This is a genomic window from Streptomyces sp. NBC_00377, from assembly GCF_036075115.1.
GTDB lineage: Bacteria > Actinomycetota > Actinomycetes > Streptomycetales > Streptomycetaceae > Streptomyces.
In genome coordinates this window covers 2547338-2571439 of sequence record NZ_CP107958.1, presented here as the reverse complement: position 1 = coordinate 2571439, position 24102 = coordinate 2547338, and the positions used below count along the sequence as shown (strand labels likewise).

Sequence of the window (24102 nt, the reverse complement as noted above, 5' to 3'; positions counted from 1 at the left end):
GTCGTCGACGGACTCCCTCGTATCCACCCCCCCGCCCCGCCCTCGCATCACCCCGCATCGCCCTCTCACAAGGACGTGAACCCGCCATGCGCACAACCGTCAGATACACGGCCCTGACCGCCGCCGCCCTGGTCGCCCTCTCCTCCCTCACCGCGTGTGCCAACGACGCCGCCAGTACCGCGTCCACCGGCTCGGGGAGCAAGGGGGACGGCAAGGGCACCAAGGTCAAGATCATGGTCGGTGGTCTGGACAAGGTCATCTACCTGCCCGCCATGCTCACCCAGCGCCTGGGCTACTTCGACGCCGAGGGGCTCGACGTCGAGCTGCTGAGCGAACCGGCCGGAGTCCAGGCCGAGACCGCGCTCGTCTCCGGCCAGGTCCAGGGCGCGGTCGGCTTCTACGATCACACCCTCGACCTTCAGGTGAAGGGCAAGGACGTGGAGTCCGTCGTGCAGTTCTCGCACGCCCCGGGTGAGGTGGAGATCGTCTCCACCAAGGCGGAGGGCGACATCACCTCGCCGAAGGACTTCAAGGGCAAGAAGCTCGGGGTCACGGGCCTCGGCTCCTCGACCGACTTCCTGACCAAGTACCTCGCCGTCAAGAACGGCGTCAAGGTCAGCGAGTTCACCCCGGTCGCCGTGGGTGCGGGGCCGACGTTCATCGCGGCGCTCCAGCAGGGAGCCATCGACGGCGGCATGACGACCGACCCGACCGTGGCGAACATCCTGGACAAGAAGGCGGGGAAGGTCCTGCTCGACATGCGCACCCCGCAGGGCTCCGAGGACGCGCTCGGCGGACCGTATCCCTCGTCGAGCCTGTACATGCAGACGGACTGGGTCAACAGCCACAAGGACACCGTCCAGAAGCTGGCCAACGCGTTCGTCAAGACGCTCACGTGGATGTCCACCCACAGCGCGAGCGAGATAGCCGCGAAGATGCCGACGGACTACTCGCAGGGGAACAAGCTGCTCTACTCGGTCGCCATCAAGAACACCCTGCCGATGTTCACCAAGGACGGCGTGATGCCCAAGAACGGCCCCGAGACCGTCGAGAAGGTCCTCAAGGCGTTCAACCCCACCATCCAGAACGCCGACGTGGACCTCGACAAGACGTACACCACCGAGTTCGTCGAGAAGGCCGTGGGCTGACGGTCGAGCGGACGGCGGGCCGGGGTCCGTTGCCCCTGAGGGCACGGTTCTCTCCCCGCCGCCCCGTGAACCGTGCCCTCAGGCGCGGGTCGCCCACACGTAACGGTGTTCCGGGCGGCCCGCGTCGCCGTACTTCAGGGTCAGCCGCGCCCTTCCCGTGCGCTCCAGGAGCTTCAGATAGCGCTGGGCGGTCTGGCGGCTCACCCCGGTCCGGTCGGCGATCTCCTGGGCCGACAGGGGCCCTTCGGCGTTCATCAGGGACTGGCGCACGAGCTCGGCGGTGGTGGGGGAGTGCCCTTTCGGCAGGCCGGGCTCCGAGGGGGCGGACAGCGCGCCGAACATGCGGTCGACATCCGCCTGCTCGGCCTCCCCGCCGCCGTCGAGTGCGCGACGCAGCTCCGCGTACGCCTCCAGCTTGGTGCGCAGACCCGCGAAGGCGAATGGTTTCACCAGGTACTGGAGGGCACCCTGCCGCATGGCCGCCTGCACCGTGGAGACGTCCCGCGCGGCCGTCACCATGATCACGTCGGTCTGGTGGCCGCGCCGGCGCATCTCCTGGACGACCTCCAGACCCGTCTCGTCGGGCAGGTAGTGATCCAGCAGGACGAGGTCGACGCGGGGCAGGAGCTCCAGCCGGCGCAGCGCGTCCGCCGCACTGTGGGCCTCGCCGGCGACGTGGAAGCCCGGCACCTTCTCCACGTAGGCGGCGTTGACCCGGGCGACCCTGGAATCGTCGTCCACGACCAGGACCTCGATCATCGCGACTCCTCCTCGTCAGTGATCTTCCCCGGTGCGACCAGAGCGGGTTCCAGGTCGGACGCGGTCAGCGCCTCCGGCAGGACGACGGTGAACTCGGCGCCCCCGCCCGCCGCGTCGTCGACCGTGGCGTGCCCGCCCTGCCGCTCGGCGAGTCTGCGCACCAGGGAGAGCCCGATGCCACGCTTGCCGTGCGCAGGCGGCTTCTTCGTGGACCAGCCCTCGGTGAAGATCAGCTCCCGTTGCTCGGCCGGGATTCCGGGCCCCGTGTCCCGCACCCTCAGAACCGCCGTGCGGCCCTCCACACGCAGTTCGACCTCCACGCGCGCGTGCGGCTTGCCCCCGACGGCGTCGAGCGCGTTGTCCACGAGGTTGCCGACGACCGTGACCAGCCCGCGCGGGTCGATCAGGCGGTCCGGCAGCCGGGTGCGGTCCGATACCCACAGGGCGACGCCGCGTTCGGCCGCGACGGTCGCCTTGCCGACCAGCAGCGCGGCGAGCAGCGGGTCCCCGATCTTCTCGGTCACTTGCTCCGCGGTGGCCCGGTGATCGCCGACGACCTCCCCGACGAATTCCACGGCGTCGTCGTACATCTCCAGTTCGAGCAGCCCCAGCAGTGTGTGCATCCGGTTGGCGTGCTCGTGGTCCTGGGCGCGCAGCGCGTCGATGAGGCCGTGCGTCGAGTCGAGTTCACGGCCGAGCTGTTCCAGTTCGGTGCGGTCGCGCAGGGTGGCCACGGCGCCGCCGTCGTCGGTGGGCATCCGGTTGACGACCAGGACGCGCTGGCCGCGGACGGCGATCAGGTCCGTGCCGGTCACCCGGCCCGCCAGCACGTCGGCCGTACGCCCCTCACCGAGCGCCTCGTCGGGGGATCTGCCCACCACCTCCTCCCCGATGCCGAGAAGACGCTGAGCCTCGTCGTTGAGCAGCCGGACCCGGCCGGCCCGGTCCAGGGCGACCACGCCCTCCCGGATGCCGTGCAGCATCGCCTCGCGTTCGGCGAGCAGCGCCGAGATGTCGGAGAAGGCCAGGTCCCGGGTCTGGCGCTGGACCCGTCGGGAGATCAGCCAGGCGGCCAGCGCGCCCACGGCGAGGGCGCCGCCTGCGTAGGCGAACAGCCCGGGGATCGCGTGGATCAGCCGGGCCCGCACGCTGTCGTACTCGATACCGACCGAGACCGCGCCGATGATCTTGCCGTCGTCGTCGCGCAGGGGCACCTTGCCGCGGGCCGAGCGGCCCATGGTGCCGCTGTCGATCTCCATGACGTCCTTGCCGGCCAGGGCCTGGCTCGGGTCCGTCGAGACGTGGCCGCCGACCTGTTTCGGGTCGGCGTGCGACCAGCGTGTACCGCTGAGATCCATCACCACGACGTACTCGGCACCGCTGGCCACGCGGATCCGCTCGGCCTCCCGCTGCACCGGTCCGCCGACCGACGGCCGGGTGGTCCGAAGGTCCTCTGCGATCTGCGGCACGGCCGCGGTGGTCTGGGCGATGGCGAGGGCCCGGCGCATCGCCTGGTCGTCGAGCTGGTTGCTGAGCGGGGCGAGGAACAGTCCGGTCGCGAGCACCACGACTCCCGCGGCGATCGTCAGCTGCATGAGCAGAAGCTGCGAGAACATGCGGCGCGGCATTCCGAGGCGCAGGCGACGGGCGGGGGGAGTGGGGCTCATACCCAAGACGGTACGTGGGTGGACCGGCGCAGCCGTAGGGGCGGGTGAAGTGGATCTCTTGACCCGCTCAAGAGGAAACGGTTCGGGCGGGGTGGGGCGAGCCCTGTTCGGAGGCGGGTCAGCCCACCAGCGCCGTCGCCGACAGCTCGCGTACCGCCAGCACGTCCATCCGCGCGGGTGAACCGAGGACCGAGGTGCCGCAGCTCTCCGGCCGGGGCGGCAGCGAAGCGCCCTCGGCCACGACGACCTGCCAGTGGCGCCCGTCCGTGTGCGCGACGGTCACCTCCCAGCGCGGGGCGCCACCGGTCGTCCGGACGACGCTCAGCACCTCCGCCGCCTCCTCGCCGGTCGCCGAACGCACTGCCAGCTCCGCCGCCTGGCCGGGCCGCTCCCAGGCCGAGGATCCGCGGCACCCCTCCACGAGGATCCGGCCCTCCCGGACACCGTGCAGGACCTCCTTGACGGTGCGGGCCCGGACCCGGCCGTACGCGTAGCCGTGCGGCAGGACGAGCAGCGTGGGGGAGAAGCGATGGCCCCCCAGATGGGTGACCTCCCAGGCACCCCGCACTCCCGAGGCGGCGAGTTCCGCGGCCAGCGGACGGCCGAGCAGGGCGCAGCAGCGGTCGCGCTTGCCGTTGGTGCAGACGAGGGCGAGCGGGTCGCCCGTGTGGGGGCGGCCCCGCAGCGCGGTGTCGAAGCTGTGGTGGTCGCCCCTGCCGAGCGCGGCGAAGTCGAGGTCCAGCAGCTGTCGTGGGTCGTGGGTCGTGGCGCTGCGCAACCACACCTTTCCCGGGACGGTGTGCGCCGCGTACACCTGCCGCAGGGGCGGTGCGCCGAAGTCCGCGTGGCGTCCGGGACGGCGGATCAGCGCGATACGCACGCCCGTGTCCCGCGCGGCCGCCTCCAGGGCGCGGCCCAGGGCCGGGTCCAGGTGGCTCGAGACCAGCGCTCTGGCACCCCAGGGGCCCGGCTGCTCCAGGAGGAGCCAGGTCGTTGCCGTGGCCGCGGTTCCGGAAATGGGCTCACCGAGATCCCGCGAGACGGTCGCGCACGTACTCACAGAGGTGAGCCTAACCTGACTTGCCGCGGAGTGAATTCCGGCCGGGGTATCTGCCGAGCCGTGCGGGTGCGCGCGCGTGTCCGGCCCGCGGTCGACCGTCCGCGGTGGCGCCCACGCACAGAAGCGGGGCGTCCACCGACGGCGCAGTCGTCCGGCTACTCCGGTAGGGGCTGGGGCGGCTTCAGGCCCACGTAGTGCCCGCTGGGGCGCATGCGCAGGGGCCGCTCGCCGTACTCCTCCAGGGCGTGGGCGATCCAGCCCGCCGTACGGGCGACGGCGAAGATCGTCTCGCCGGCGGAGGACTCCATGCCGCAGGAGGCGGTGAGGACGGCGAGCGCCAGGTCCACGTTGGCGTGCAGCGGCGCGTGGCGGGCGGTCGTCGTCACGATGTCCCGGGCGGCGGCGAGAGCAGGTCCGGCCGCGGGGATCTCCTCCAGGAGGGCGAACAGGGCACGCGCGCGTGGGTCCTCGCCGGAGTAGAGGCGGTGACCGAGGCCAGGAATGCGGCGGCCGGCCCGCAGTTCCGCGGCGATCACCGGCGCGGCACTGCCGAGGTCGAGTACCTCCAGCAGCATGCGATGCGCGAGGCCGCCTGCCGCGCCGTGCAGCGGCCCCTCGATCACACCGAGCCCGGCGGAGACCGCCGCGTAGGCGTGCGCACGGGCCGAGGCGGCGACGCGCACCGCGAGCGTCGAGGCGGCCAGGTCGTGGTCGGCCAGCAGACCGAGCGCCGTGTCGAGGGCGCGCAGTTGTGCGTCCTCGGGGGGACGGCCGCTGAGCCGGCGCCACAGGCGCAGCGCGAGCGGGCCGTCGTCCCGTGGGGTCGGCCGTTTCGGGGGCAGGGCGGCGACGAGAGTGGGGATCAGGATGCGCGCGGTGCCGAGCACGGCGTCCTCGGACAGGTCGAACCGCAGGGGGTCCGCGGCCGCTGCGGCGACTGCGGCGACCCGCAACCGGTCGGTGGGCCCGGTGTGTTCGGGCAGCGCCTCGACGACACGGCGGGCGGCCTCGACGGACGCCTCGGGCGCGGTGAAGGTGACCCCGGGGCTCAGCCGGCCGGTCCACAGCCACTCCGCGACCTCTTCGTAGGAGTGCCGGCCGGCCAGTTCGACGGCGTCGACACCCCGGAACCAGTAGCGGTCCTGGTCGATGAGCGTCACGCGCGTGCGTACGGACAGCTCGGCTCCGGAGCCCGGACTCCCACTGCTCTCCCGCCTGTTGCGGCGTGCGAGCGCCTCGACCTCCTCGGCCTCGAAGGTGCTGCCCCGGCCGCCACCGGGCGTGCGGCGACTGCTCAGCTGGCCGCGACTGACATACGCGTACACGGTCTCGGGTTTCACCCCGAGCCGCTCGGCGGCCTCTTTGGTGCTCAGCCGTCGTTCGGGGTGACCGGGTGCGGGGTCCTCGTCGCGCATGGGCATCACCGTATCCACAAGAAGATCATATTGATTCGATCAACGTTGACAATATGACATCAACCATGGACCGTCGAATCAAGATCAGGGAGGAGAGCGTGCCACCATTGCTCACGGCTTCAACGCGTCGACGCTCACGGCCAGGGTCATCGCCTCGACCGGGGCGGACGTGGCCGCGTGCCTCGTGGGGGCGGTGGGAGCGCTGTCGGGACCCCTGCACGGCGGCGCGCCCGGTCGGGCGCTGGACACCCTGGACGCGATCGGCACCCCGGATCGCATCGACTCCTGGATTCGTGAGCGTGTCCTCGCCGGGGTACGCATCAGGACTTCGGTCATGCCGTCTACCGCACGAAGGACCCGCGTTCACGCATACCCCGCGAGATCGCGCAGCGGTTCGGCGGCCCGCGGGTCCAGTTCGCCGTCGAAGCGGAGCGGCGCGTGGAGGCGATCCTCGCCGAACTGAAGCCCGGCCGGGAGCTGCACATTCACGTGGAGTTCTACGCAGGCGTGGTGATGGGAGTCTGTGGGCGGCCCCGCGAGATGTTCCCCCCGGCCTTTGCCGCGGCACGGGTGGTGGGCTGGAGCGCCGACATCCTGGAGCAGGCCGAGGGCTCGAAGGTCATCCGCCCGGTCGCACGGTACGTGGGGCCGGATGCGCCGGTCGAGGCGCCGGCCGTGGCTTGAAGTGCACTGTCGTAAGGGCGGGCGCCGCAATAGTGGGCGTCGCAAGGGCAGGCGACGTGAAAGGGGCCCGGCGTCGCGGATGGGCGAGCCGGGCCGCGTCTACTGCAAAGGCTCAGAGGTCCGGAATATCGGCCTTGGCGCGAATCAATGTCTCGCGTGTGATGACGACAATTCTCTCGTGGTCGCCGCGTGAAGCGTCGGAGGGAAGGTCCGGGTCCAGGACATCCGTGGCGTCCGTGCCGATAATGGCGAAATTGCCGTCGGCAAGTTCAAAGATATCGGGGCAATTCGCTCCACTCACGCTCCCTCGCGCGCGCGGAGATGCACCGATCCGACGGATGATCTGACTCACTGTTGCTTCCCTGGGGTCCGTTGGCTTGCGCACGACGACGGCGCGGTGCAAGGCGGGCCCTGTGGGGTCGCTCGTCATCCGGCTGCGTAGGCGACGATCTGGTGGGGTCCTCTACGCGATCAAGCGCGAGTCAACTCCCTGACGCCTCATCTAACTGCCAACTTCACCTGTTCGTTATGGGCCGAGGGTGTGATTCCGCGAGAGGGGGTGTGAGCCCCGGAGTGTGAGCCCTCGCCTGCCGGAGTGCGCCGATGGCCGGCCGGAGTTCATGGGCCGGGCGGCTCGCCCACCACCCACCATTCGTCCGCGTCCGACTCCTCGAGTTGTGTCAGGAGTTCGTCCACCATGCGGCCGAGTTCCGCCTCGTCCGAACCGTCCGCAATGGTCGCCCTCTGGTGTTTCGTCGCGTACCAGTACTCCCGTACCACGGGATTCTGTAGAATGCCCCGAATGTATCCGAAGAACTCCTCGCGGGATATGTTGCCCAACCGGTAGTAAATCAACGCGTTCGTGTAGAGAGCGTTGGCGTAGAGGTACTGCCTCCGCTGCTTGGTGGAGACGGGAGGCTCGAACAGGTCCAGCACTTCGGCCAGTTCGGGGTCGTCGATGGCTTTGCTCAGCAACTCCCAGTGGAGGCGCTGCTGGTTGGCCAGATTGGTGTGCTGCTGGGAGTGGGCGGTCCGTTCCAGGTGCTCCAGCCGTACGCGCAGGGCCTCCAGCGCGTGACGGTGTGCCGTCATCGTGACGAGGGCGCCCGCGGCCATGCCGGCGGCCGCCGCGACGACGGCGCCGAGTCCGCGTACCCCAAACCTCTGTGTGGCCATGTCAAAAACCCCCGATCGAGCGGCCGTGCGCCGGTCGTCGGGGTGCGGGTGGACATGACGGGGACCGGCGAGCGGTGGGCGGCGCTTGCCGTCTCCCAGGGTGCCGAGCGGCTCTGACCGGCGGGGGAGGCGGAGGGGAGGCGCACGGAGGGAAGCGAGGGTCGCACGCCAGAGCGTCTTGCCCAACATCTGCCCCGCGGATGCTGCTAACAATCGTTCACTTCGCGGTGATTCCTGCGGCTCGTATCCTGGTACGGCATTCAATCCTCGTACGCGCGCCGGACCCGCGCGCCGGTGCACGCGTTGGTGTCAGAAAGGTCGCACGTGTCGCAGAGCCGCAGCCAGCAGCAGATCCCGGTCGTCGTACTCGCCGGATTCCTCGGTTCCGGCAAGACGACCCTGCTCAACCATCTCCTGCACCGCAGCGGAGGAAGCCGGATCGGCGCGATCGTGAACGACTTCGGCGCCATCGAGATCGACGCCATGGCCGTGGCCGGTGCGCTCGGCGACTCCACCGTCTCCCTCGGCAACGGCTGCCTGTGCTGTGCCGTCGACACCAGCGAACTCGACGTGTATCTCGAACGGCTCGCGGCACCTGCCGCCGGCATCGATGTCATCGTCATCGAGGCCAGCGGACTCGCCGAACCCCAGGAACTGGTCCGGATGGTGCTGGCCAGCGAGCATCCGGCCATCGTCTACGGCGGGCTCGTCGAGGTCGTCGACGCCGCCGAGTTCGACGACACCCGGGCGAAGCACCCCGAGATCGACCGCCACCTCGCCCTCGCCGACCTGGTCGTGGTGAACAAGCTCGACCGGGCGCCCGACGCCGATCGGGTCCTCGGACTCGTCCGCACCCTCACCGACCGGGCGGCCGTCGTCCCCGCCACCCACGGCCGTATCGACCCGGAGTTCCTCTTCGACTGCCGGCCGGGCGAGGAGCGCGTCGGGCAGCTCTCCTTCGACGACCTGCACGACCACTCCGAGGGCGATCACGCGGACCATCTTCACACCGCCTACGACAGCCTCTCCTTCACCTCCGAAGCACCCCTCGATCCCCGCCGGTTGATGGAGTTCCTCGACAGCCGGCCCGAGGGGCTGTACCGGATCAAGGGGTACGTCGGCTTCGGCCCGCACGACCCGGCCAACCGGTATGCCGTGCACGCCGTCGGGCGTTTTCTCCGGTTCTACCCGGAGCCCTGGCCTGTTGCCGACGCCCGCCTCACCCAGCTCGTCCTCATCGGCTCCGGCATCGACGTGGCCGCCCTCGACAAGGAACTCGAGGCGTGCAAGGACGACGCCCCACAGGCCGACGAGCACGGCATGTGGGGCGTCCTGCGCTACGTACAGGCCCCCGACGACGATGCTTTCCAGGAGCCCGGGACCGAGGCCGCGTCCGGGGCTTAGACCGGCCCGGCCACCACGGCGACGGTCTTGGCCAGCGACACGCCCGAGCCGTCCCGGCGCGGGTCCATCTCCGGAAGTTCGGCCGGCAGGCCGTTCTTCTGCGCGGCCTTGGCGGGGAGGGGACCCGCCCACGCCAGGGACAGGCAGTCCTCGCCCTTCAGGAACCGCTGGCAGCGCACACCGCCCGTGGCGCGGCCCTTGCGCGGGTACTGGTCGAAGGGGGTGAGCTTGGCCGTCGTCTGGACGGAGTCGTCCAGGGTTCCGCGCGAGCCCGCGATCGTGAAGACCACCGCGTCCACCGCGGGGTCCACGGCCGTGAAGGAGATCACCTTCGCGCCCTCGGTGAGCTTGATGCCCGCCATACCGCCCGCCGCACGGCCCTGCGGGCGCACCTGCGAGGCCTGGTAGCGCAGCAGCTGGGCGTCGTCGGCGATGAAGACCAGGTCCTCCTCGCCGGTGCGCAGCTCCACCGCGCCGACGATACGGTCACCGTCCTTGAGGGTGATGACCTCCAGCTCGTCCTTGTTGGTCGGGTAGTCGGGCACGACTCGCTTGACGACGCCCTGTTCCGTGCCGATGGCCAGACCCGGGGACGACTCGTCGAGCGTCGTCAGGCAGACCAGCGTCTCGTCGCCCTCCAGGGAGACGAACTCCGCCAGCGGGGCGCCGCCCGAGAGGTTCGGCGCCGAGGCCGTGTCCGGGAGCTGCGGCAGGTCGACGACGTTGATCCGCAGCAGCCGGCCCGCGGAGGTGACCGCGCCGATCTCCCCGCGTGCGGTGGCCGGTGCCGCCGACACGATCACGTCGTGCTTGGTGCGCCTGCCGTCGCCGTCCCCGTCGCCGTCCTCGGTGTTCGCCGTGAAGGGCTCGGCGTTCGCCGTACGGGCCAGCAGACCCGTGGAGGACAGCAGGACGCGACACGGGTCGTCCGCGACCTGGAGGGGTACGGCGGTGGTCGTGGCGCCCGACGACTCCAGCAGGACCGTACGGCGTTCGGTGCCGAACTTCTTCGCCACCGAGGCCAGTTCGGCCGAGACCAGCTTGCGCAGTTCCGCGTCCGAGTCCAGGATCCGGGTCAGCTCGGTGATCTCCTCGTTGAGCTTCTCCTTCTCCGCCTCCAGCTCGATGCGGTCGAACCGGGTCAGCCGGCGCAGCGGGGTGTCGAGGATGTACTGGGTCTGGACGTCCGACAGCGAGAAGCGCTCCATCAGGCGTTCCTTGGCCTGCGCGCTGTTGTCGCTGGAGCGGATCAGCCGGATGACCTCGTCGATGTCGACGAGCGCGGTCAGCAGGCCCTCCACCAGGTGGAGCCGGTCACGGCGCTTGCCCCGGCGGAACTCGCTGCGGCGGCGCACCACGGTGAAGCGGTGGTCGAGGTAGACCTCCAGCAGTTCCTTGAGGCCCAGCGTGAGCGGCTGGCCGTCGACCAGCGCCACGTTGTTGATGCCGAAGGACTCCTCCATCGGCGTCAGCTTGTACAGCTGCTCCAGGACCGCCTCCGGCACGAAGCCGTTCTTGATCTCGATGACCAGGCGCAGGCCGTGCGCGCGGTCGGTGAGGTCCTTGACGTCGGCGATGCCCTGGATCTTCTTGGCGCCGACCAGGTCCTTGATCTTGGCGATGACCTTCTCGGGCCCGACGGTGAAGGGCAGTTCGGTGATGACCAGGCCCTTGCGGCGGGCCGTGACGGTCTCCACCGACACCGTGGCACGGATCTTGAACGTGCCGCGGCCGTTCTCGTAGGCGTCCCGGATGCCGGAGAGGCCGACGATCCGGCCACCGGTCGGCAGGTCGGGGCCCGGAACGTACTTCATCAGGGCGTCCAGATCCGCGGCGGGATAGCGGATCAGATGGCGGGCGGCCGCGATGACCTCGCCCAGGTTGTGCGGCGGCATGTTCGTGGCCATGCCGACCGCGATCCCGGACGCGCCGTTGACCAGGAGGTTCGGGAAGGCGGCGGGCAGCGCGACCGGCTCCTGCTCCTGGCCGTCGTAGTTGGGCGTGAAGTCGACCGTGTCCTCGTCGATCGACTCGGTCATCAGGCTGGTCGCCGCGGCCTGGCGGCACTCGGTGTACCGCATGGCGGCCGGCGGGTCGTCGTTGCCCAGCGAGCCGAAGTTGCCGTGGCCGTCCACCAGCGGCACGCGCATGGAGAAGGGCTGGGCCATCCGCACCAGCGCGTCGTAGATCGAGGCGTCGCCGTGCGGGTGCAGCTTGCCCATGACCTCGCCGACGACCCGGGCGCACTTCACATAGCCGCGCTCCGGGCGCAGGCCCATCTCGTTCATCTGGTAGACGATGCGCCGGTGCACCGGCTTGAGGCCGTCACGGGCGTCCGGCAGGGCGCGGGAGTAGATGACCGAGTACGCGTACTCGAGGAAGGAGCCCTGCATCTCGTCGACGACGTCGATGTCGAGGATCCGCTCCTCGTACGAGTCGTCGGGCGGCGGGGTCTTCGTGCTGCGGCGGGCCATCGCTGCCGGCTCCTTGCTGGGGCGTGATACGGATCTGACGCGGACCATTGTGGACCGTGGCACTGACAGAGCGGGCGAGGCCCGGCGTCGGCCGTCCGGCCCGTACGCAGAGGCATCTCCTCCGCGGCTGCCCGCAGGCTACGCGATCTCGCTCTCGGCGTATGTCGTGCGGGAACTTCGCAGACCCTCCGCACGCTTGCATACAGTGGCAGGACCGGCAGGAAAACCGCGGTTTCGACGACCGCGTCCGCGATCGGAAGGGATGTACATGCCCATGGGTCACACGGCCACAGCCCAGGCAGGCTCCGGGGGCCTGACAGCGACCGAGCACCGTCTGGCCAACGGCCTGCGCGTGGTGCTCTCGGAGGACCACCTGACCCCCGTCGCGGCGGTGTGCCTCTGGTACGACGTCGGTTCACGCCACGAAGTCAAGGGGCGTACGGGTCTTGCTCACCTTTTCGAGCATCTGATGTTCCAGGGCTCCGGCCAGGTCAAGGGCAACGGCCACTTCGAGCTCGTGCAGGGGGCGGGCGGCTCGCTCAACGGCACCACCAGCTTCGAGCGCACCAACTACTTCGAGACCATGCCCACCCACCAGCTGGAGCTCGCCCTCTGGCTGGAGGCCGACCGCATGGGCTCGCTGCTCACCGCGCTCGACGACGAGTCGATGGAGAACCAGCGCGACGTCGTCAAGAACGAGCGCCGCCAGCGCTACGACAACGTCCCCTACGGCACCGCGTTCGAGAAGCTGACCGCCCTCGCCTACCCGGAGGGTCACCCCTACCACCACACGCCGATCGGTTCGATGGCCGACCTGGACGCGGCGACCCTGGAGGACGCGCGCGCGTTCTTCCGGACGTACTACGCGCCCAACAACGCGGTGCTCTCCGTGGTCGGCGACATCGACCCGGAGCAGACCCTCGCCTGGGTCGAGAAGTACTTCGGTTCCATCCCCGGCCACGACGGCAAGCCCGCGCCGCGTGACGGCGGACTGCCCGACGTCATCGGCGAGCAGCTGCGTGAGGTCGTGGAGGAGGAGGTGCCGTCCCGTGCGCTGATGGCCGCCTACCGCCTGCCCGAGGACGGCACGCGCGTGTGCGACGCCGCCGACCTGGCGCTCACCGTCCTCGGCGGCGGCGAGTCCTCTCGTCTCTACAACCGGCTGGTGCGCCGCGACCGTACGGCCGTCGCGGCCGGCTTCGGCCTGCTGCGCCTCGCCGGGGCGCCCTCCCTGGGCTGGCTGGATGTGAAGACGTCCGCCGACGTCGAGGTGCCCGTCATCGAGGCCGCCATCGACGAGGAGCTCGCCCGGTTCGCCGAGGAGGGCCCCACGGCCGAGGAAATGGAGCGGGCCCAGGCGCAGCTGGAGCGCGAGTGGCTCGACCGGCTCGGCACGGTCGCCGGCCGCGCCGACGAACTGTGCCGGTTCGCCGTCCTGTTCGGCGACCCGCAGCTCGCCCTCACCGCCGTCCAGCGTGTGCTGGAGGTGACGCCCGAGGAGGTGCGCGAGGTCGCCAAGGCCCGTCTGCGCCCCGACAACCGTGCGGTGCTCGTCTACGAGCCGACCGCCCCCGAAGCGCCCGCCGACCAGGACGAGAACGAGGAGACGGCCCGGTGACCGAGCTCGCCACGATGGACTTCCACCCCCAGCCCCGGGCGGGCGAGGCCAAGCCGTGGGCGTTCCCGGCGCCCGAGCGCACCGCGCTGGCCAACGGCCTGACCGTGCTGCACTGCCACCGTCCCGGCCAGCAGGTCGTCGCCGTCGAGGTCCTCCTCGACGCGCCCCTGGACGCCGAACCGATCGGCCTCGACGGTGTCGCCACGATCATGGCGCGCGCGTTCTCGGAGGGCACCGACAAGCACTCCGCCGAGGAGTTCGCCGCCGAACTGGAGCGCTGCGGCGCCACCCTGGACGCACACGCCGACCACCCCGGCGTCCGGCTGAGCCTCGAGGTGCCTGTCTCGCGCCTGCCCAAGGGGCTCGGTCTGCTCGCGGACGCCCTCAGGGCGCCCGCGTTCGCCGACAGCGAGGTCGAGCGCCTCGTCCGCAACCGCCTGGACGAGATCCCGCACGAGCTGGCCAACCCCTCCCGGCGCGCCGCCAAGGAGCTCTCCAAGGAGCTGTTCCCGGCCACCGCGCGGATGTCGCGCCCGCGCCAGGGCACCGCGGAGACGGTCGAGAAGATCGACTCGGCCGCCGTACGCGCCTTCCACGAGAAGCACGTCCGCCCCGCCACCGCCACCGCCGTGGTCGTCGGCGACCTCACCGGCGTCGACCTGGACGCGCTCCTCGGTGACACCCTGGGCGCCTGGACGGGGTCCTCGGCCCAGCCGCGGCCCGTGCCGCCGGTGACCGCCGACGACACCGGCCGGGTCGTCATCGTGGACCGCCCCGGCGCCGTCCAGACGCAGTTGCTGATCGGCCGGATCGGCGCCGACCGGCACGACCGTGTGTGGCCGGCGCAGGTGCTCGGCACGTACTGCCTCGGCGGCACCCTCACCTCCCGGCTGGACCGTGTCCTGCGCGAGGAGAAGGGCTACACCTACGGGGTCCGCGCGTTCGGCCAGGTCCTGCGGTCGGCCCCGGACGGCTCGGGCGCCGCGATGCTCGCGATCAGCGGCTCCGTGGACACCCCGAACACCGGTCCCGCTCTGGACGACCTCTGGAAGGTCCTGCGCACCCTCGCCGCCGAGGGGCTGACCGACGCCGAGCGTGACGTCGCCGTGCAGAACCTGGTCGGCGTGGCGCCGCTGAAGTTCGAGACGGCCGCGGCCGTCGCCGGCACGCTGGCCGACCAGGTCGAGCAGCATCTGCCCGACGACTTCCAGGCCACGCTGTACCAGCAGCTCGCCGCGACCGGCACGGTGGAGGCGACCGCGGCGGCCGTGAACGCCTTCCCGGTGGACCGGCTGGTCACCGTGCTCGTCGGTGACGCCGCGCAGATCAAGGAGCCGGTCGAGGCTCTCGGCATCGGCGAGGTGAAGGTCGTGTCGGCGGAGTAGATCCCGCCAACCACGCGCGCGTGCAGGGGCCCTGGTCGACGAGAGCGTCACCAGGGCCTCCGCATGTCCGAATTGAGGCGGACGCTGCCCGTCTGCCCTGTGGGATGCGCTACAAAAACCGGGATCCGTTTGAGGATTGAAACCCGCGCCGCTTAGCGTCATCCGGGCTGTTCGTCAGGCAGTGCGCCGCACCCGCGGCACCGGACAGTCATCGCCGAGTCCCCGTACGGCGCGAGCCAGGGGAGCCGGGGACCCACTTGTGAAGTCCCTGGGGTGAATCGGACGCCCGCGCGTGCAGCGCGAGGGGGTCCGTAGGAGACCTTCCTGCTCCGAACCCGTCAGCTAACCCGGTAGGCGAGAGGGAAGGAAAGGACACCCCCAACTTCATGGCGTTCACCTGCGCCACCGGGAAGCACCGTCGGCCCAGCCGGATGCAGCGCAGCGGCGTCCGCGCGGCGGGCATCGCGGCGCTCACCACCACCGGTGTCATGGCCACCGTCGCCTCCACCCCGGCCTTCGCAGCCGAGCCCACCCCTGAGCAGACCGGGCTGATCCCCGTGGTCACCGCCGGCGAGTCCGTCGTCGAGCAGATCGACGACCAGGTCGCCGTGCAGAAGCAGGCGGCCTTCGAGGAGGCCGCCCGCCAGGCCGCCGTCAAGAAGGCGGTGGAGGAGCGCGAGGCACGCGTACGTGCCGCCCGTGAGGCCGAGCGCAAGCTCCTCAACACCTTCGTACCGCCGATCACCGGTTCCTATGTCTCCACCGGCTACCAGGCCAGCAGCTCTCTGTGGTCCTCCGGCAGCCACACCGGCATCGACTTCCACGCCGCGAGCGGCACCTCCGTGCACGCGGTCGGCTCCGGCACCGTGGTCGAGGCCGGATGGGGCGGCTCCTACGGGAACCAGATCGTGATCAAGATGAACGACGGGACCTACACCCAGTACGGTCACCTGTCGTCCATCGCGGTGTCGGTGGGTCAGCACGTCACCCCGGGCCAGCGCATCGGCCTGTCCGGCGCCACCGGCAACGTCACCGGCCCGCATCTGCACTTCGAGGCCCGCACCACCGCGGAGTACGGCTCCGACATGGACCCGGTCGCCTACCTGCGCAAGCACGGCGTGAACGTCTGACGACCCACGGCGACAGATCGTTCTGCCCCGGCCTCCCGGCCGGGGCTTTCGCCGTTTCGGGGGCCTCCGCTGTCCAAAAAATATCCCCGGAATCCGGCTCGCCGTCGGAATTTCCCGCTCATTGCAATAGAGTCACGGAACACACGTCAATCATCGACGTTTCACGGGGATTAAGGCGGAGGTCCGTCATGCGTATTCCGGCGCACTCGGTGTGCACGGCCATTCGGGACGACATCGTCGCGGGTGTCTACGAGCGCGGCAGCCGTCTCACCGAGGAACTTCTCGCCCGCCGCTACGGCGTCTCCCGCGTTCCGGTCCGGGAGGCGCTGCGCACCCTGGAGGCCGAGGGCTTCGTCGTCACGCGGCGGCACGCGGGCGCGTGCGTCGCGGAGCCGACGGAGCTGGAGGCCGCGGACCTTCTTGAGATGCGCATGCTCCTGGAGCCGCTCGGCGCCTCCCGGGCCGCACAGCGCCGCACCGAGGCTCATCTGAAGGTGCTGCGCGGGCTCGTCCGACTGGGCCAGGAGCGGGCCCGGAGGGGCAACAGCGAGGATCTGCGCTCCCTGGGGAGCTGGTTCCACGAGACGCTCGCCCAGTCCTCGGGAAGCCACGCCCTGACGTCGATGCTCACCCAGCTGCGCCACAAGATCGCGTGGATGTACGCGGTGGAGGCGCCGGCGGACCCCGTGGAGTCGTGGGCGGAGCACGGCGCGATCGTGGACGCCGTGGCACGCGGCGACGGCGAGCGCGCGCGGGCGATCACGTCGCTCCACACCGAGCGCGCGACGGCCGCGCACCGGCTGCGCTTTTCCGGCGGCGCCGAGCGCCTCGACCGTGTGAGGACTTCGCAACCTCCCGTAAACATGACGGGCCTGCGGCATTAACAAGAGGGCCGTATACAAAGAGGGGATAATTCGCGGGGGATTATTTCTGCTGCCCGGGAACGGGAATGAAGAAGGGCTCGCCCGATAATTCGGACGAGCCCTTCGAGGTATCCGTGACGCCTATGAGGCGGCGAACACCGCATTCATCGGTCAGACGGTCTCGGGAAGCTCCTCGAGTCCCTCGGCGACCAACTTCGCCAGGCGGTCGAGCGCGGCGTCCGCGCCGTCCGCCTCGGAGGCGAGGACGATCTCCTCGCCGCCCTGGGCGCCCAGGCCGAGCACGGCCAGCATGGAGGCCGCGTTGACGGGGTTGCCGTCTGCCTTGGCGATCGTCACCGGGATGCCTGCGGCCGTGGCGGCCCGGACGAAGATGGAAGCGGGGCGGGCGTGAAGGCCCTCGGCCCAGCCGACGTTGACGCGGCGCTCAGCCATGTGATGCTGCCCTTCAGTGTTTCAGGTTGTCTAGACCAGTGTTCCACACGTGAAGCGTATGAGGGAGGGGGTGGTGGGCCCCCTCCTGCCGTGGTCCTCGGATCGCGGCCTCGATCCGACTTCCGTCCTCCACAGACTGCCTCGCGCCGTTGCCGTACGCGAGCCGTAGTCTGGGCCCCATGCAGAGCGCGTCGGACCGGCACGAGTACCCCGCCCACTGGGAGGCCGACGTGGTGCTGCGCGACGGCGGCACCGCGCGCATCCGCCCCATCACCGCCGACGACGCCGAGCGCCTGGTCAGCTTCTACGAGCAGGTTTCGGACGAGTCGAAGTACTACCGTTTCTTCGCGCCCTACCCGCGCCTGTCCGCCAAGGACGTCCACCGCTTCACGCACCACGACTTCGTGGACCGGGTGGGACTCGCGGCCACGGTCGGCGGCGAGTTCATCGCAACCGTACGCTATGACCGCATTGGTCCGGACGGCATGGCCGCCTCGGGACCGGCCGACGAGGCCGAGGTCGCGTTCCTCGTGCAGGACGCCCACCAGGGCCGCGGTGTCGCCTCCGCGCTGCTCGAACACATCGCGGCCGTGGCACGCGAGCGCGACATCCGCCGCTTCGCGGCCGAGGTCCTTCCCGCCAACACCAAGATGATCAAGGTGTTCACCGACGCCGGCTACACCCAGAAGCGCAGCTTCGAGGACGGCGTCGTACACCTGGAGTTCGGGCTCGAACCCACCGAGCGCTCCCTCGCCGTGCAGCGCGCGCGGGAGCAGCGCGCCGAGGCGCACTCCGTACGGCGGCTGCTCGCGCCCGGATCGGTCGCCGTCGTCGGCACCGGCCGCACGCCCGGCGGTGTCGGCCGCAGCGTCCTCGGCAACCTCCGCGAGGCCGGCTTCACCGGGCCCCTCTACGCCGTGAACAAGGCCTTCCCCGAGGATCTGAAGGAACTGGACGGGGTGCCCGCCCACCGCTCGGTGCGCGACATAGCGGCGCCCGTGGACCTCGCGGTCGTCGCCGTCCCGGCGGAACAGGTGCCCGCGGCCGTCACCGAGTGCGGCGAGCACGGCGTGCAGGGACTGGTGGTCCTCTCCGCCGGCTATGCCGAGAGCGGGCCCGAGGGGCGGGAGCGCCAGCGCGAACTCGTCCGGCACGCACGCGCGTACGGGATGCGGATCATCGGCCCCAACGCCTTCGGGGTCATCAACACCTCCCCGGAGGTGCGGCTCAACGCCTCACTGGCCCCGGAGATGCCGCGGCCCGGGCGGATCGGCCTGTTCGCACAGTCCGGCGCCATCGGCATCGCCCTGCTGTCCCGCCTCCACCGGCGGGGCGGCGGAGTCACCGGTGTCACGGGCGTGTCGACCTTCGTCTCCTCCGGCAACCGCGCGGACGTCTCCGGCAACGACGTCCTCCAGTACTGGTACGACGACCCCGACACCGATGTCGCCCTCATGTACCTCGAATCCATCGGCAACCCGCGCAAGTTCACCCGCCTCGCGCGGCGCACGGCGGCCGCCAAGCCCCTCGTCGTCGTCCAGGGCGCGGGTTCCGCCCCGCAGGGGCACGCCGTCCGGGCGACGCGGCTGCCGCACGCGACGGTGTCGGCGCTGCTGCGGCAGGCCGGCGTGATCCGCGTGGACACCATCACCGAACTGGTGGACGCGGGGCTGCTGCTCGCCCGCCAGCCGCTGCCGACGGGACCACGGGTGGCGATCCTCGGCAACTCCGAGTCCCTCGGTCTGCTGACGTACGACGCCTGCCTCTCGGAGGGACTGCGGCCACAGCCGCCCTCGGACCTGACGACAGAGGCGTCGGCGCAGGACTTCCACGCCGCGCTGGCCCGGGCGCTGGCCGACGAGACGTGCGACGCGGTGGTCGTGACGGCCATCCCGGCGATCGGGGAGAGGTCGCCCGGGGACGCGGAACTCGCGGAGGCCCTGCGGTCGGCCGCGGCCGCCGCTCCCGCCAAACCGGTGCTCGTCGTGCACGTGGAACTCGGCGGTCTCGCTACGGCGCTGTCCGCCGCGGCGAGCACCGCACCGCGCGCGGAAGCCTCCCCACGCGCGCGTACCGACGACGAGGACCGGGCGCCCACCGGCGACCACCGCGAGCCCACCGACGACCAGCACCGCGCGCGTGCCGGCGGCGGGGACCCTGGACCCGCCGACGCCTCGGGCGGCGGGCCGGCGCCCGAGGCCGTAGTGGCGCCCGAGGGAGCGCACCTCATCCCCGCCTACCCCGCGGCCGAACGTGCCGTCCGCGCCCTCGCGGAGGCCGTGAAGTACGCCCAGTGGCGGCGCGAGGCGGCCGTCGCCGGCAAGGTGCCCGAGTACGAGGACATCGACGAGAAGGGCGCGGCCGAACTGATCGGCGGGCTCCTCGCGCGCGGGCAGGGACTCACCCTCGGCACCGAGGAGACCTGCGAGCTGCTCGGCCGCTACGGCATCCGCACCCGCCGGGCGATCCCGGCGCCCACCCCTGACGAGGCCGCGCGGGCCGCGGACGCTCTCGGCTATCCCGTCGCCCTGAAGGCCACGGCCCCGCACCTGCGACACCGCGCGGACCTGGGCGGCGTACGTCTCGACGTGGCGGACGAGGAGCAACTGCGTCGTTCGTACGCCGAATTGACCGGACTGTTCGGCAAGCCGGAGGAGATCCGCCCGGTCGTCCAGGCGATGGCACCGCGCGGGGTCGACACGGTCGTCCGCGCGGTCATCGACCCGGCGGCCGGAGCCGTCCTGTCCTTCGGGCTCGCAGGCGCCGCCTCGCAACTGCTCGGGGACATGGCGCACCGGCTCGTCCCGGTCACGGACCGGGACGCGACCTCGCTGATCCGGTCCATCAGGACGGCCCCGCTCCTCTTCGGCTGGCGTGGCTCGACGCCCGTCGACACCGCCGCCCTGGAGGAGCTGCTGCTGCGGGTGTCCCGGCTGGTCGACGACCACCCCGAGGTCGTCGCGGTCACCCTGGAACCGGTCGTGGTGGCCCCGCACGGCCTGAGCGTCCTCGGCGCGTCCGTACGCCTCGCACCCCCGCCGGCCCGCGGCGACCTCGGGCCGAGGACACTGCCGACGTACTGAGCAGCCCACGACGTACTGAGCAGGCCCCGACGTACCGGGCCGGTCCCGCAGGTTCCCGCCCGGAGCCGTGGACCGTCCGGGGCGCCAGAAGCACGTCGCCGGGTACGCGCGCGTGGACGCGCCGCCGGGCAGCGTGCCGCTCGTGGGTGCGCCCCCGGGGCGCCGTCGGAGCGCTCCGACGCCGCCGCCGACGTAGCGAAGCGGTCCTGAGCGGTGCCTCGCAGTCAGTGGGCCCCCGTAGGATGGACGGCATGGCCAAGACCAGTACGACGACCCAGGGGCTGCGCGCGGCGATCGAGCGCAGCGGCTACTACCCGGCACTCGTGGCCGAGGCGGTGGAGGCCGCTGTGGGCGGCGAGCCGATCCGGTCGTACCTGGTCCACCAGGAGACCACGTTCGACCAGAACGAGGTGCGGCGGCATGTGACCGTGCTGGTCCTCACCGGCAACCGTTTCATCGTGAGCCACACCGACGAGCAGGCCGCCGACACCACCTCCCCGACGCCGTACGCCACGACGTCCACGGAGTCCGTGAAGCTCGGCCGGATCTCCTCCGTCGTCCTCAGCCGCGTCGTCGCCAACCCGGAGTCGTACACGCCGGGCACCCTGCCCCGCGAGGTCGTGCTGACCATCGGCTGGGGCGCCGTCTCCCGCATCGACCTCGAGCCGGCCGCCTGCGGAGACCCCAACTGCGACGCCGACCACGGCTACACCGGCAGCTCGACGGCCGACGACCTCAGCCTGCGGGTGAGCGAGGCGGGTGACGGCCCGGAGACGGTCCGCCAGACGCTCGTCTTCGCACAGTCGCTCTCCGAGGCGACAGCGGACGTAACCCGCTGATGTCCCACCCGCAGCCCCCCGCCGCCCCTGACCGAGGGCGCCCCGAGGCCACCCCGTTCGACGCCGCCTGGGACTTCCCCGAACCGCTCGCCGTCGGCTCCGCTCCGGTCCCGGAGTACGGCTCCGGCTCCCTCGCCGACCTGCTGCCGACGCTGGCCGCGGGCATGGGCGTACCCGGTACGGCCGCGGCGATCACGGAGTTGACCCCGGCCGACCGCAACTGCGTCTTCCTGATCGACGGCCTCGGCTGGGAGCAGATCAAGGCCCACCCCGACGAGGCGCCCTACCTCCACGCGCTGCTCGGCAGCTCACGAGGCGGCACCGGACGCCCGCTCACCGCCGGCTACCCGGCGACCACCGCGACCTCCCTAGCCTCCGTCGGCACCGGCCTGCCCCCGGGCGCGCACGGCCTGCCCGGCTACACCGTGCGCAACCCGGCGACCGGCGAGCTGATGAACCAGCTCCGCTGGCAGCCGTGGACGGCCCCCGGCGCCTGGCAGCCGTACCCCACGGTCTTCCAGCTCGCGCACAAGGCGGGTGTGCACGCCGCCCAGGTGTCGTCCCCGACGTTCCAGAACACGCCGCTGACCAAGGTGGCCCTCAGCGGCGGAACGTTTCACGGACGGCTGACCGGCGAGGAGCGCATGGACTTCGCCGCCGAGCAACTCGCCGCCGGCGACCGCTCCCTCGTCTACACCTACTACGCGGAACTGGACGGCGCGGGGCACCGCTACGGCGTCGCCTCCGACACCTGGCGCGGTCAGCTCATGTACGTCGACCGGCTCGTCCAGCGCCTCGCCGAGCAGCTCCCGCCGCGCAGCGCGCTGTACGTCACCGCTGACCACGGCATGGTCGACGTGCCCTTCGACGAGGACCACCGCATCGACTTCGACGCGGACTGGGAGCTGAGCGCAGGGGTGGCCCTGCTGGGCGGCGAGGGTCGCGCGCGCCATGTCTACGCCGTGCCGGGCGCCGAGGGCGACGTTCTGACCTGCTGGCGCGAGGTGCTCGGCGAACAGTTCTGGGTCGCCTCGCGCGACGAGGCGATCGCCGCGGGCTGGTTCGGGCCGCAGGTCGACAAGCGGGTGTACGCCCGCCTCGGCGACGTCGTCGCGGCCGCCCGGGACGACGTTCTGCTCATCGCCTCCGAACGGGAGCCCAAGGAGTCGTCGATGGTCGGCAACCACGGCTCGATGACCCCTGCCGAGCAGCTGGTCCCGCTGCTCGAAGTACGCTCCTGACGCCCGAAGCCGTCTCTCCCGCCCCTGCTCCCGACTCGTCTCCACCTTCACCGAAAGGCGCTCGACTCCCCATGCCCGAGCTGGTGTTCTTCTCCGGAACCATGGACTGCGGGAAGTCGACGCTGGCTCTCCAGATCGAGCACAACCGCTCCGCGCGGGGACTCCAGGGCATGATCTTCACCCGGGACGACCGCGCGGGCGAGGGCAAGCTGTCCTCCCGGCTCGGCCTGGTCACCGACGCCGTCGAGGTCGAGGACGGTCAGGACCTCTACGCCTCCCTCGTCGACCACCTCTCGCAGGGCGGCCGCGCGGACTACGTGATCGCCGACGAGGCGCAGTTCCTGGCCGAGGAGCAGATCGACCAGCTCGCGCGCGTGGTCGACGACCTGGACATCGACGTCTACGCCTTCGGGATCACCACGGACTTCCGTTCCAAACTGTTCCCCGGCTCCCAGCGGCTCGTCGAGCTCGCCGACCGCGTCGAGGTGCTCCAGGTCGAGGCGCTGTGCTGGTGCGGCGCCCGCGCCACGCACAACGCCCGCACGGTGGGCGGCTTCATGGTCGTGGAGGGCGCCCAGGTCGTCGTGGGAGACGTGGACCAGGCGGACACGATCGGCTACGAGGTCCTGTGCAGACGCCACCACCGTCGCCGTATGACCTCGGCGTCCGCGCGGGCGGCCGCCCTGTCACCGGACGTGCTGCCCGTGCAGCAGGTCTAGGCGCCGACGGCCTCGCGGGACGGCTCTCACCGAGGCCCCTGGATCAGGGAGAAGCACGCCCCTTCGGGATCGGCCACGGTCGCCACGCGCCCGTGCCCGCTGTCCCGGGCCGGCTCGAGGACGCGCCCGCCCAGACCTGCTACCAGGGCGAGTGCCGCGTCCGTGTCGGCCACCTCGAAGTACGTCGTCCAGTGCGGTCCCCGGTCCCGGGGCAGCTCGGTGCCCACGCCGTGGATGCCGGCGACCGGGTGCCCGGCGACGCGCAGGGTCACGTAGTCGAAGTCGGCGGACGACACCGTGTCCTCGAAGCCGAAGACCGTCTCGTAGAACTTGCGGACGCTCGCGGCCTCGTAGGTCGTCAGCTCGTTCCAGGCCGGGGTGCCGGGCACGCCGGTGAGGGTGGTCCCGACGTGGGCCGCCCCCTGCCAGACGCCGAAGACGGCGCCGGAGGGGTCCGAACCGATCGCGAGCCGCCCGGCGTCGGAGGCGTCCAGCGGGCCGACTCCGATCGTGCCGCCGCACAGCCGGACCGTTTCCGCGGTCCTGTCCACGTCGTCCGAGGCGAAATAGGGCGTCCACGCGACCGGGAGGTGACGATCCGGGGGCAGTTGACCGATGCCGGCCACCTCCTGGCCGTCGAGCAGTGCCCGCACATAGGGGCCGAGCTGCGGAGGGCCGGGGCGGAACTCCCAGCCGAACAGCTCCGCATAGAACTCCTGCGTCCCGGTCAACCCGTGGGCCATCAGACTCACCCAGCAGGGTGTACCGGGCGCGTACCGGGCGTCCGCTGCGCCGATCGGACCGGCCGACCCGCCTGCCTCGGTCATCGTCACTCTCTCCTCGGCCCCTCACGGTGGCCGCGTCGCTTCCGCCGTCGGAGGATGCCTGATAGGGGGTTTCTCTTCGGTGCACGTGTGGTTGTCGCCGTATGTCGATCGCCTGTACGGCATGTGCTCGATCCCGCACGCCCCGTGATCGAGCCTG

General features: G+C 71.2%; 19 protein-coding genes, 1 pseudogene and 1 riboswitch. Of the genes and pseudogenes, 11 read left to right on the top strand and 9 right to left on the bottom strand.

From position 1 onward, the window contains the following. Positions 1–86 precede the first annotated feature (86 nt). A complete protein-coding gene (locus tag OHS71_RS11585; protein WP_328479304.1) occupies positions 87–1148 on the top strand; it encodes an ABC transporter substrate-binding protein in 1062 nt (353 codons plus the stop codon). A 78-nt stretch (positions 1149–1226) separates the two neighbouring features. Here OHS71_RS11585 and OHS71_RS11580 read toward each other — a convergent pair whose 3' ends face one another. The 4 genes from OHS71_RS11580 to OHS71_RS11565 form a co-directional block, all read right to left on the bottom strand. Further along, on the bottom strand, positions 1227–1907 hold the full coding sequence (locus OHS71_RS11580; RefSeq protein WP_328479303.1) for a response regulator: 681 nt from the start codon (positions 1905–1907) through the stop codon (positions 1227–1229). Continuing rightward, the gene (locus OHS71_RS11575) at positions 1904–3574 is read right to left on the bottom strand and encodes a sensor histidine kinase (protein ID WP_328479302.1); all 1671 of its coding nucleotides are present in this window, start codon (positions 3572–3574) and stop codon (positions 1904–1906) included. The genes OHS71_RS11580 and OHS71_RS11575 overlap by 4 nt, the downstream gene beginning before the upstream one ends. Before the next feature lie 118 nt (positions 3575–3692). Then, complete coding sequence (locus OHS71_RS11570; protein WP_328479301.1) at positions 3693–4634, bottom strand: sucrase ferredoxin; 942 nt, start codon at positions 4632–4634, stop codon at positions 3693–3695. Positions 4635–4789: 155 nt separating this feature from the next. Next, positions 4790–6049 (bottom strand): citrate/2-methylcitrate synthase, encoded by a 1260-nt coding sequence (locus tag OHS71_RS11565; protein ID WP_328479300.1) that lies wholly within the window; start codon positions 6047–6049, stop codon positions 4790–4792. A 100-nt stretch (positions 6050–6149) separates the two neighbouring features. Between OHS71_RS11565 and OHS71_RS11560 the strand changes: the two are divergent. Then, positions 6150–6733, top strand: a pseudogene (locus OHS71_RS11560) (citrate/2-methylcitrate synthase); the annotation flags it as partial. 112 nt (positions 6734–6845) lie between these two features. Here the strand turns inward: OHS71_RS11560 and OHS71_RS11555 are convergent. Together OHS71_RS11555 and OHS71_RS11550 are read right to left on the bottom strand one after the other, a co-directional pair. After that, positions 6846–7085 carry a hypothetical protein gene (locus OHS71_RS11555; protein WP_328479299.1) on the bottom strand — a complete coding sequence of 80 codons (240 nt, stop codon included), beginning with the start codon at positions 7083–7085 and terminating at the stop codon, positions 6846–6848. A gap of 266 nt (positions 7086–7351) precedes the next feature. After that, positions 7352–7909 carry a DUF6082 family protein gene (locus tag OHS71_RS11550; RefSeq protein WP_328479298.1) on the bottom strand — a complete coding sequence of 186 codons (558 nt, stop codon included), beginning with the start codon at positions 7907–7909 and terminating at the stop codon, positions 7352–7354. Positions 7910–8233: 324 nt separating this feature from the next. Between OHS71_RS11550 and OHS71_RS11545 the strand changes: the two genes are divergently transcribed. Beyond that, positions 8234–9313 carry a CobW family GTP-binding protein gene (locus OHS71_RS11545; RefSeq protein WP_328479297.1) on the top strand — a complete coding sequence of 360 codons (1080 nt, stop codon included), beginning with the start codon at positions 8234–8236 and terminating at the stop codon, positions 9311–9313. Here the strand turns inward: OHS71_RS11545 and OHS71_RS11540 are convergent. After that, positions 9310–11787 (bottom strand): DNA gyrase/topoisomerase IV subunit A, encoded by a 2478-nt coding sequence (locus OHS71_RS11540; protein WP_328479296.1) that lies wholly within the window; start codon positions 11785–11787, stop codon positions 9310–9312. The two genes, OHS71_RS11545 and OHS71_RS11540, sit on opposite strands and share 4 nt — an antisense overlap. Before the next feature lie 268 nt (positions 11788–12055). On the opposite strand from OHS71_RS11540, the gene OHS71_RS11535 reads away from it, so the two are divergent. From OHS71_RS11535 to OHS71_RS11520, 4 genes are all read left to right on the top strand, one after another. Further along, complete coding sequence (locus OHS71_RS11535) at positions 12056–13405, top strand: M16 family metallopeptidase (RefSeq protein ID WP_328479295.1); 1350 nt, start codon at positions 12056–12058, stop codon at positions 13403–13405. Beyond that, a complete protein-coding gene (locus tag OHS71_RS11530) occupies positions 13402–14790 on the top strand; it encodes a M16 family metallopeptidase (protein ID WP_328479294.1) in 1389 nt (462 codons plus the stop codon). Before OHS71_RS11535 ends, OHS71_RS11530 begins: the two co-directional genes overlap by 4 nt. 202 nt (positions 14791–14992) lie before the next feature. Further along, a riboswitch (cyclic di-AMP (ydaO/yuaA leader) is annotated at positions 14993–15162 on the top strand. A 14-nt stretch (positions 15163–15176) separates the two neighbouring features. Then, complete coding sequence (locus OHS71_RS11525) at positions 15177–15920, top strand: M23 family metallopeptidase (RefSeq protein ID WP_328479293.1); 744 nt, start codon at positions 15177–15179, stop codon at positions 15918–15920. Between the two features lie 188 nt (positions 15921–16108). Further along, a complete protein-coding gene (locus OHS71_RS11520) occupies positions 16109–16804 on the top strand; it encodes a GntR family transcriptional regulator (RefSeq protein WP_328479292.1) in 696 nt (231 codons plus the stop codon). A 150-nt stretch (positions 16805–16954) separates the two neighbouring features. On the opposite strand, the gene OHS71_RS11515 is transcribed toward OHS71_RS11520, so the two are convergent. Next, positions 16955–17236, bottom strand: a complete 282-nt coding sequence (locus OHS71_RS11515; protein WP_020125117.1) for an HPr family phosphocarrier protein — start codon at positions 17234–17236, stop codon at positions 16955–16957. Positions 17237–17415: 179 nt separating this feature from the next. Here OHS71_RS11515 and OHS71_RS11510 point away from each other — a divergent pair, with 179 nt between their 5' ends. From OHS71_RS11510 to OHS71_RS11495, 4 genes are all read left to right on the top strand, one after another. After that, positions 17416–20319, top strand: coding sequence for a bifunctional acetate--CoA ligase family protein/GNAT family N-acetyltransferase (locus OHS71_RS11510; protein WP_328479291.1), 2904 nt, complete (start codon positions 17416–17418; stop codon positions 20317–20319). A 242-nt stretch (positions 20320–20561) separates the two neighbouring features. Beyond that, positions 20562–21158: a DUF5998 family protein gene (locus OHS71_RS11505; protein WP_328484475.1), complete on the top strand. Its 597-nt coding sequence runs from the start codon at positions 20562–20564 to the stop codon at positions 21156–21158. Continuing rightward, positions 21158–22399: an alkaline phosphatase family protein gene (locus OHS71_RS11500; RefSeq protein ID WP_328479290.1), complete on the top strand. Its 1242-nt coding sequence runs from the start codon at positions 21158–21160 to the stop codon at positions 22397–22399. The genes OHS71_RS11505 and OHS71_RS11500 overlap by 1 nt, the downstream gene beginning before the upstream one ends. A 71-nt stretch (positions 22400–22470) precedes the next feature. Continuing rightward, positions 22471–23118 carry a thymidine kinase gene (locus OHS71_RS11495; protein ID WP_328479289.1) on the top strand — a complete coding sequence of 216 codons (648 nt, stop codon included), beginning with the start codon at positions 22471–22473 and terminating at the stop codon, positions 23116–23118. 26 nt (positions 23119–23144) lie between these two features. On the opposite strand, the gene OHS71_RS11490 is transcribed toward OHS71_RS11495, so the two are convergent. After that, positions 23145–23945: a VOC family protein gene (locus OHS71_RS11490; protein ID WP_328479288.1), complete on the bottom strand. Its 801-nt coding sequence runs from the start codon at positions 23943–23945 to the stop codon at positions 23145–23147. Positions 23946–24102 lie beyond the last annotated feature (157 nt).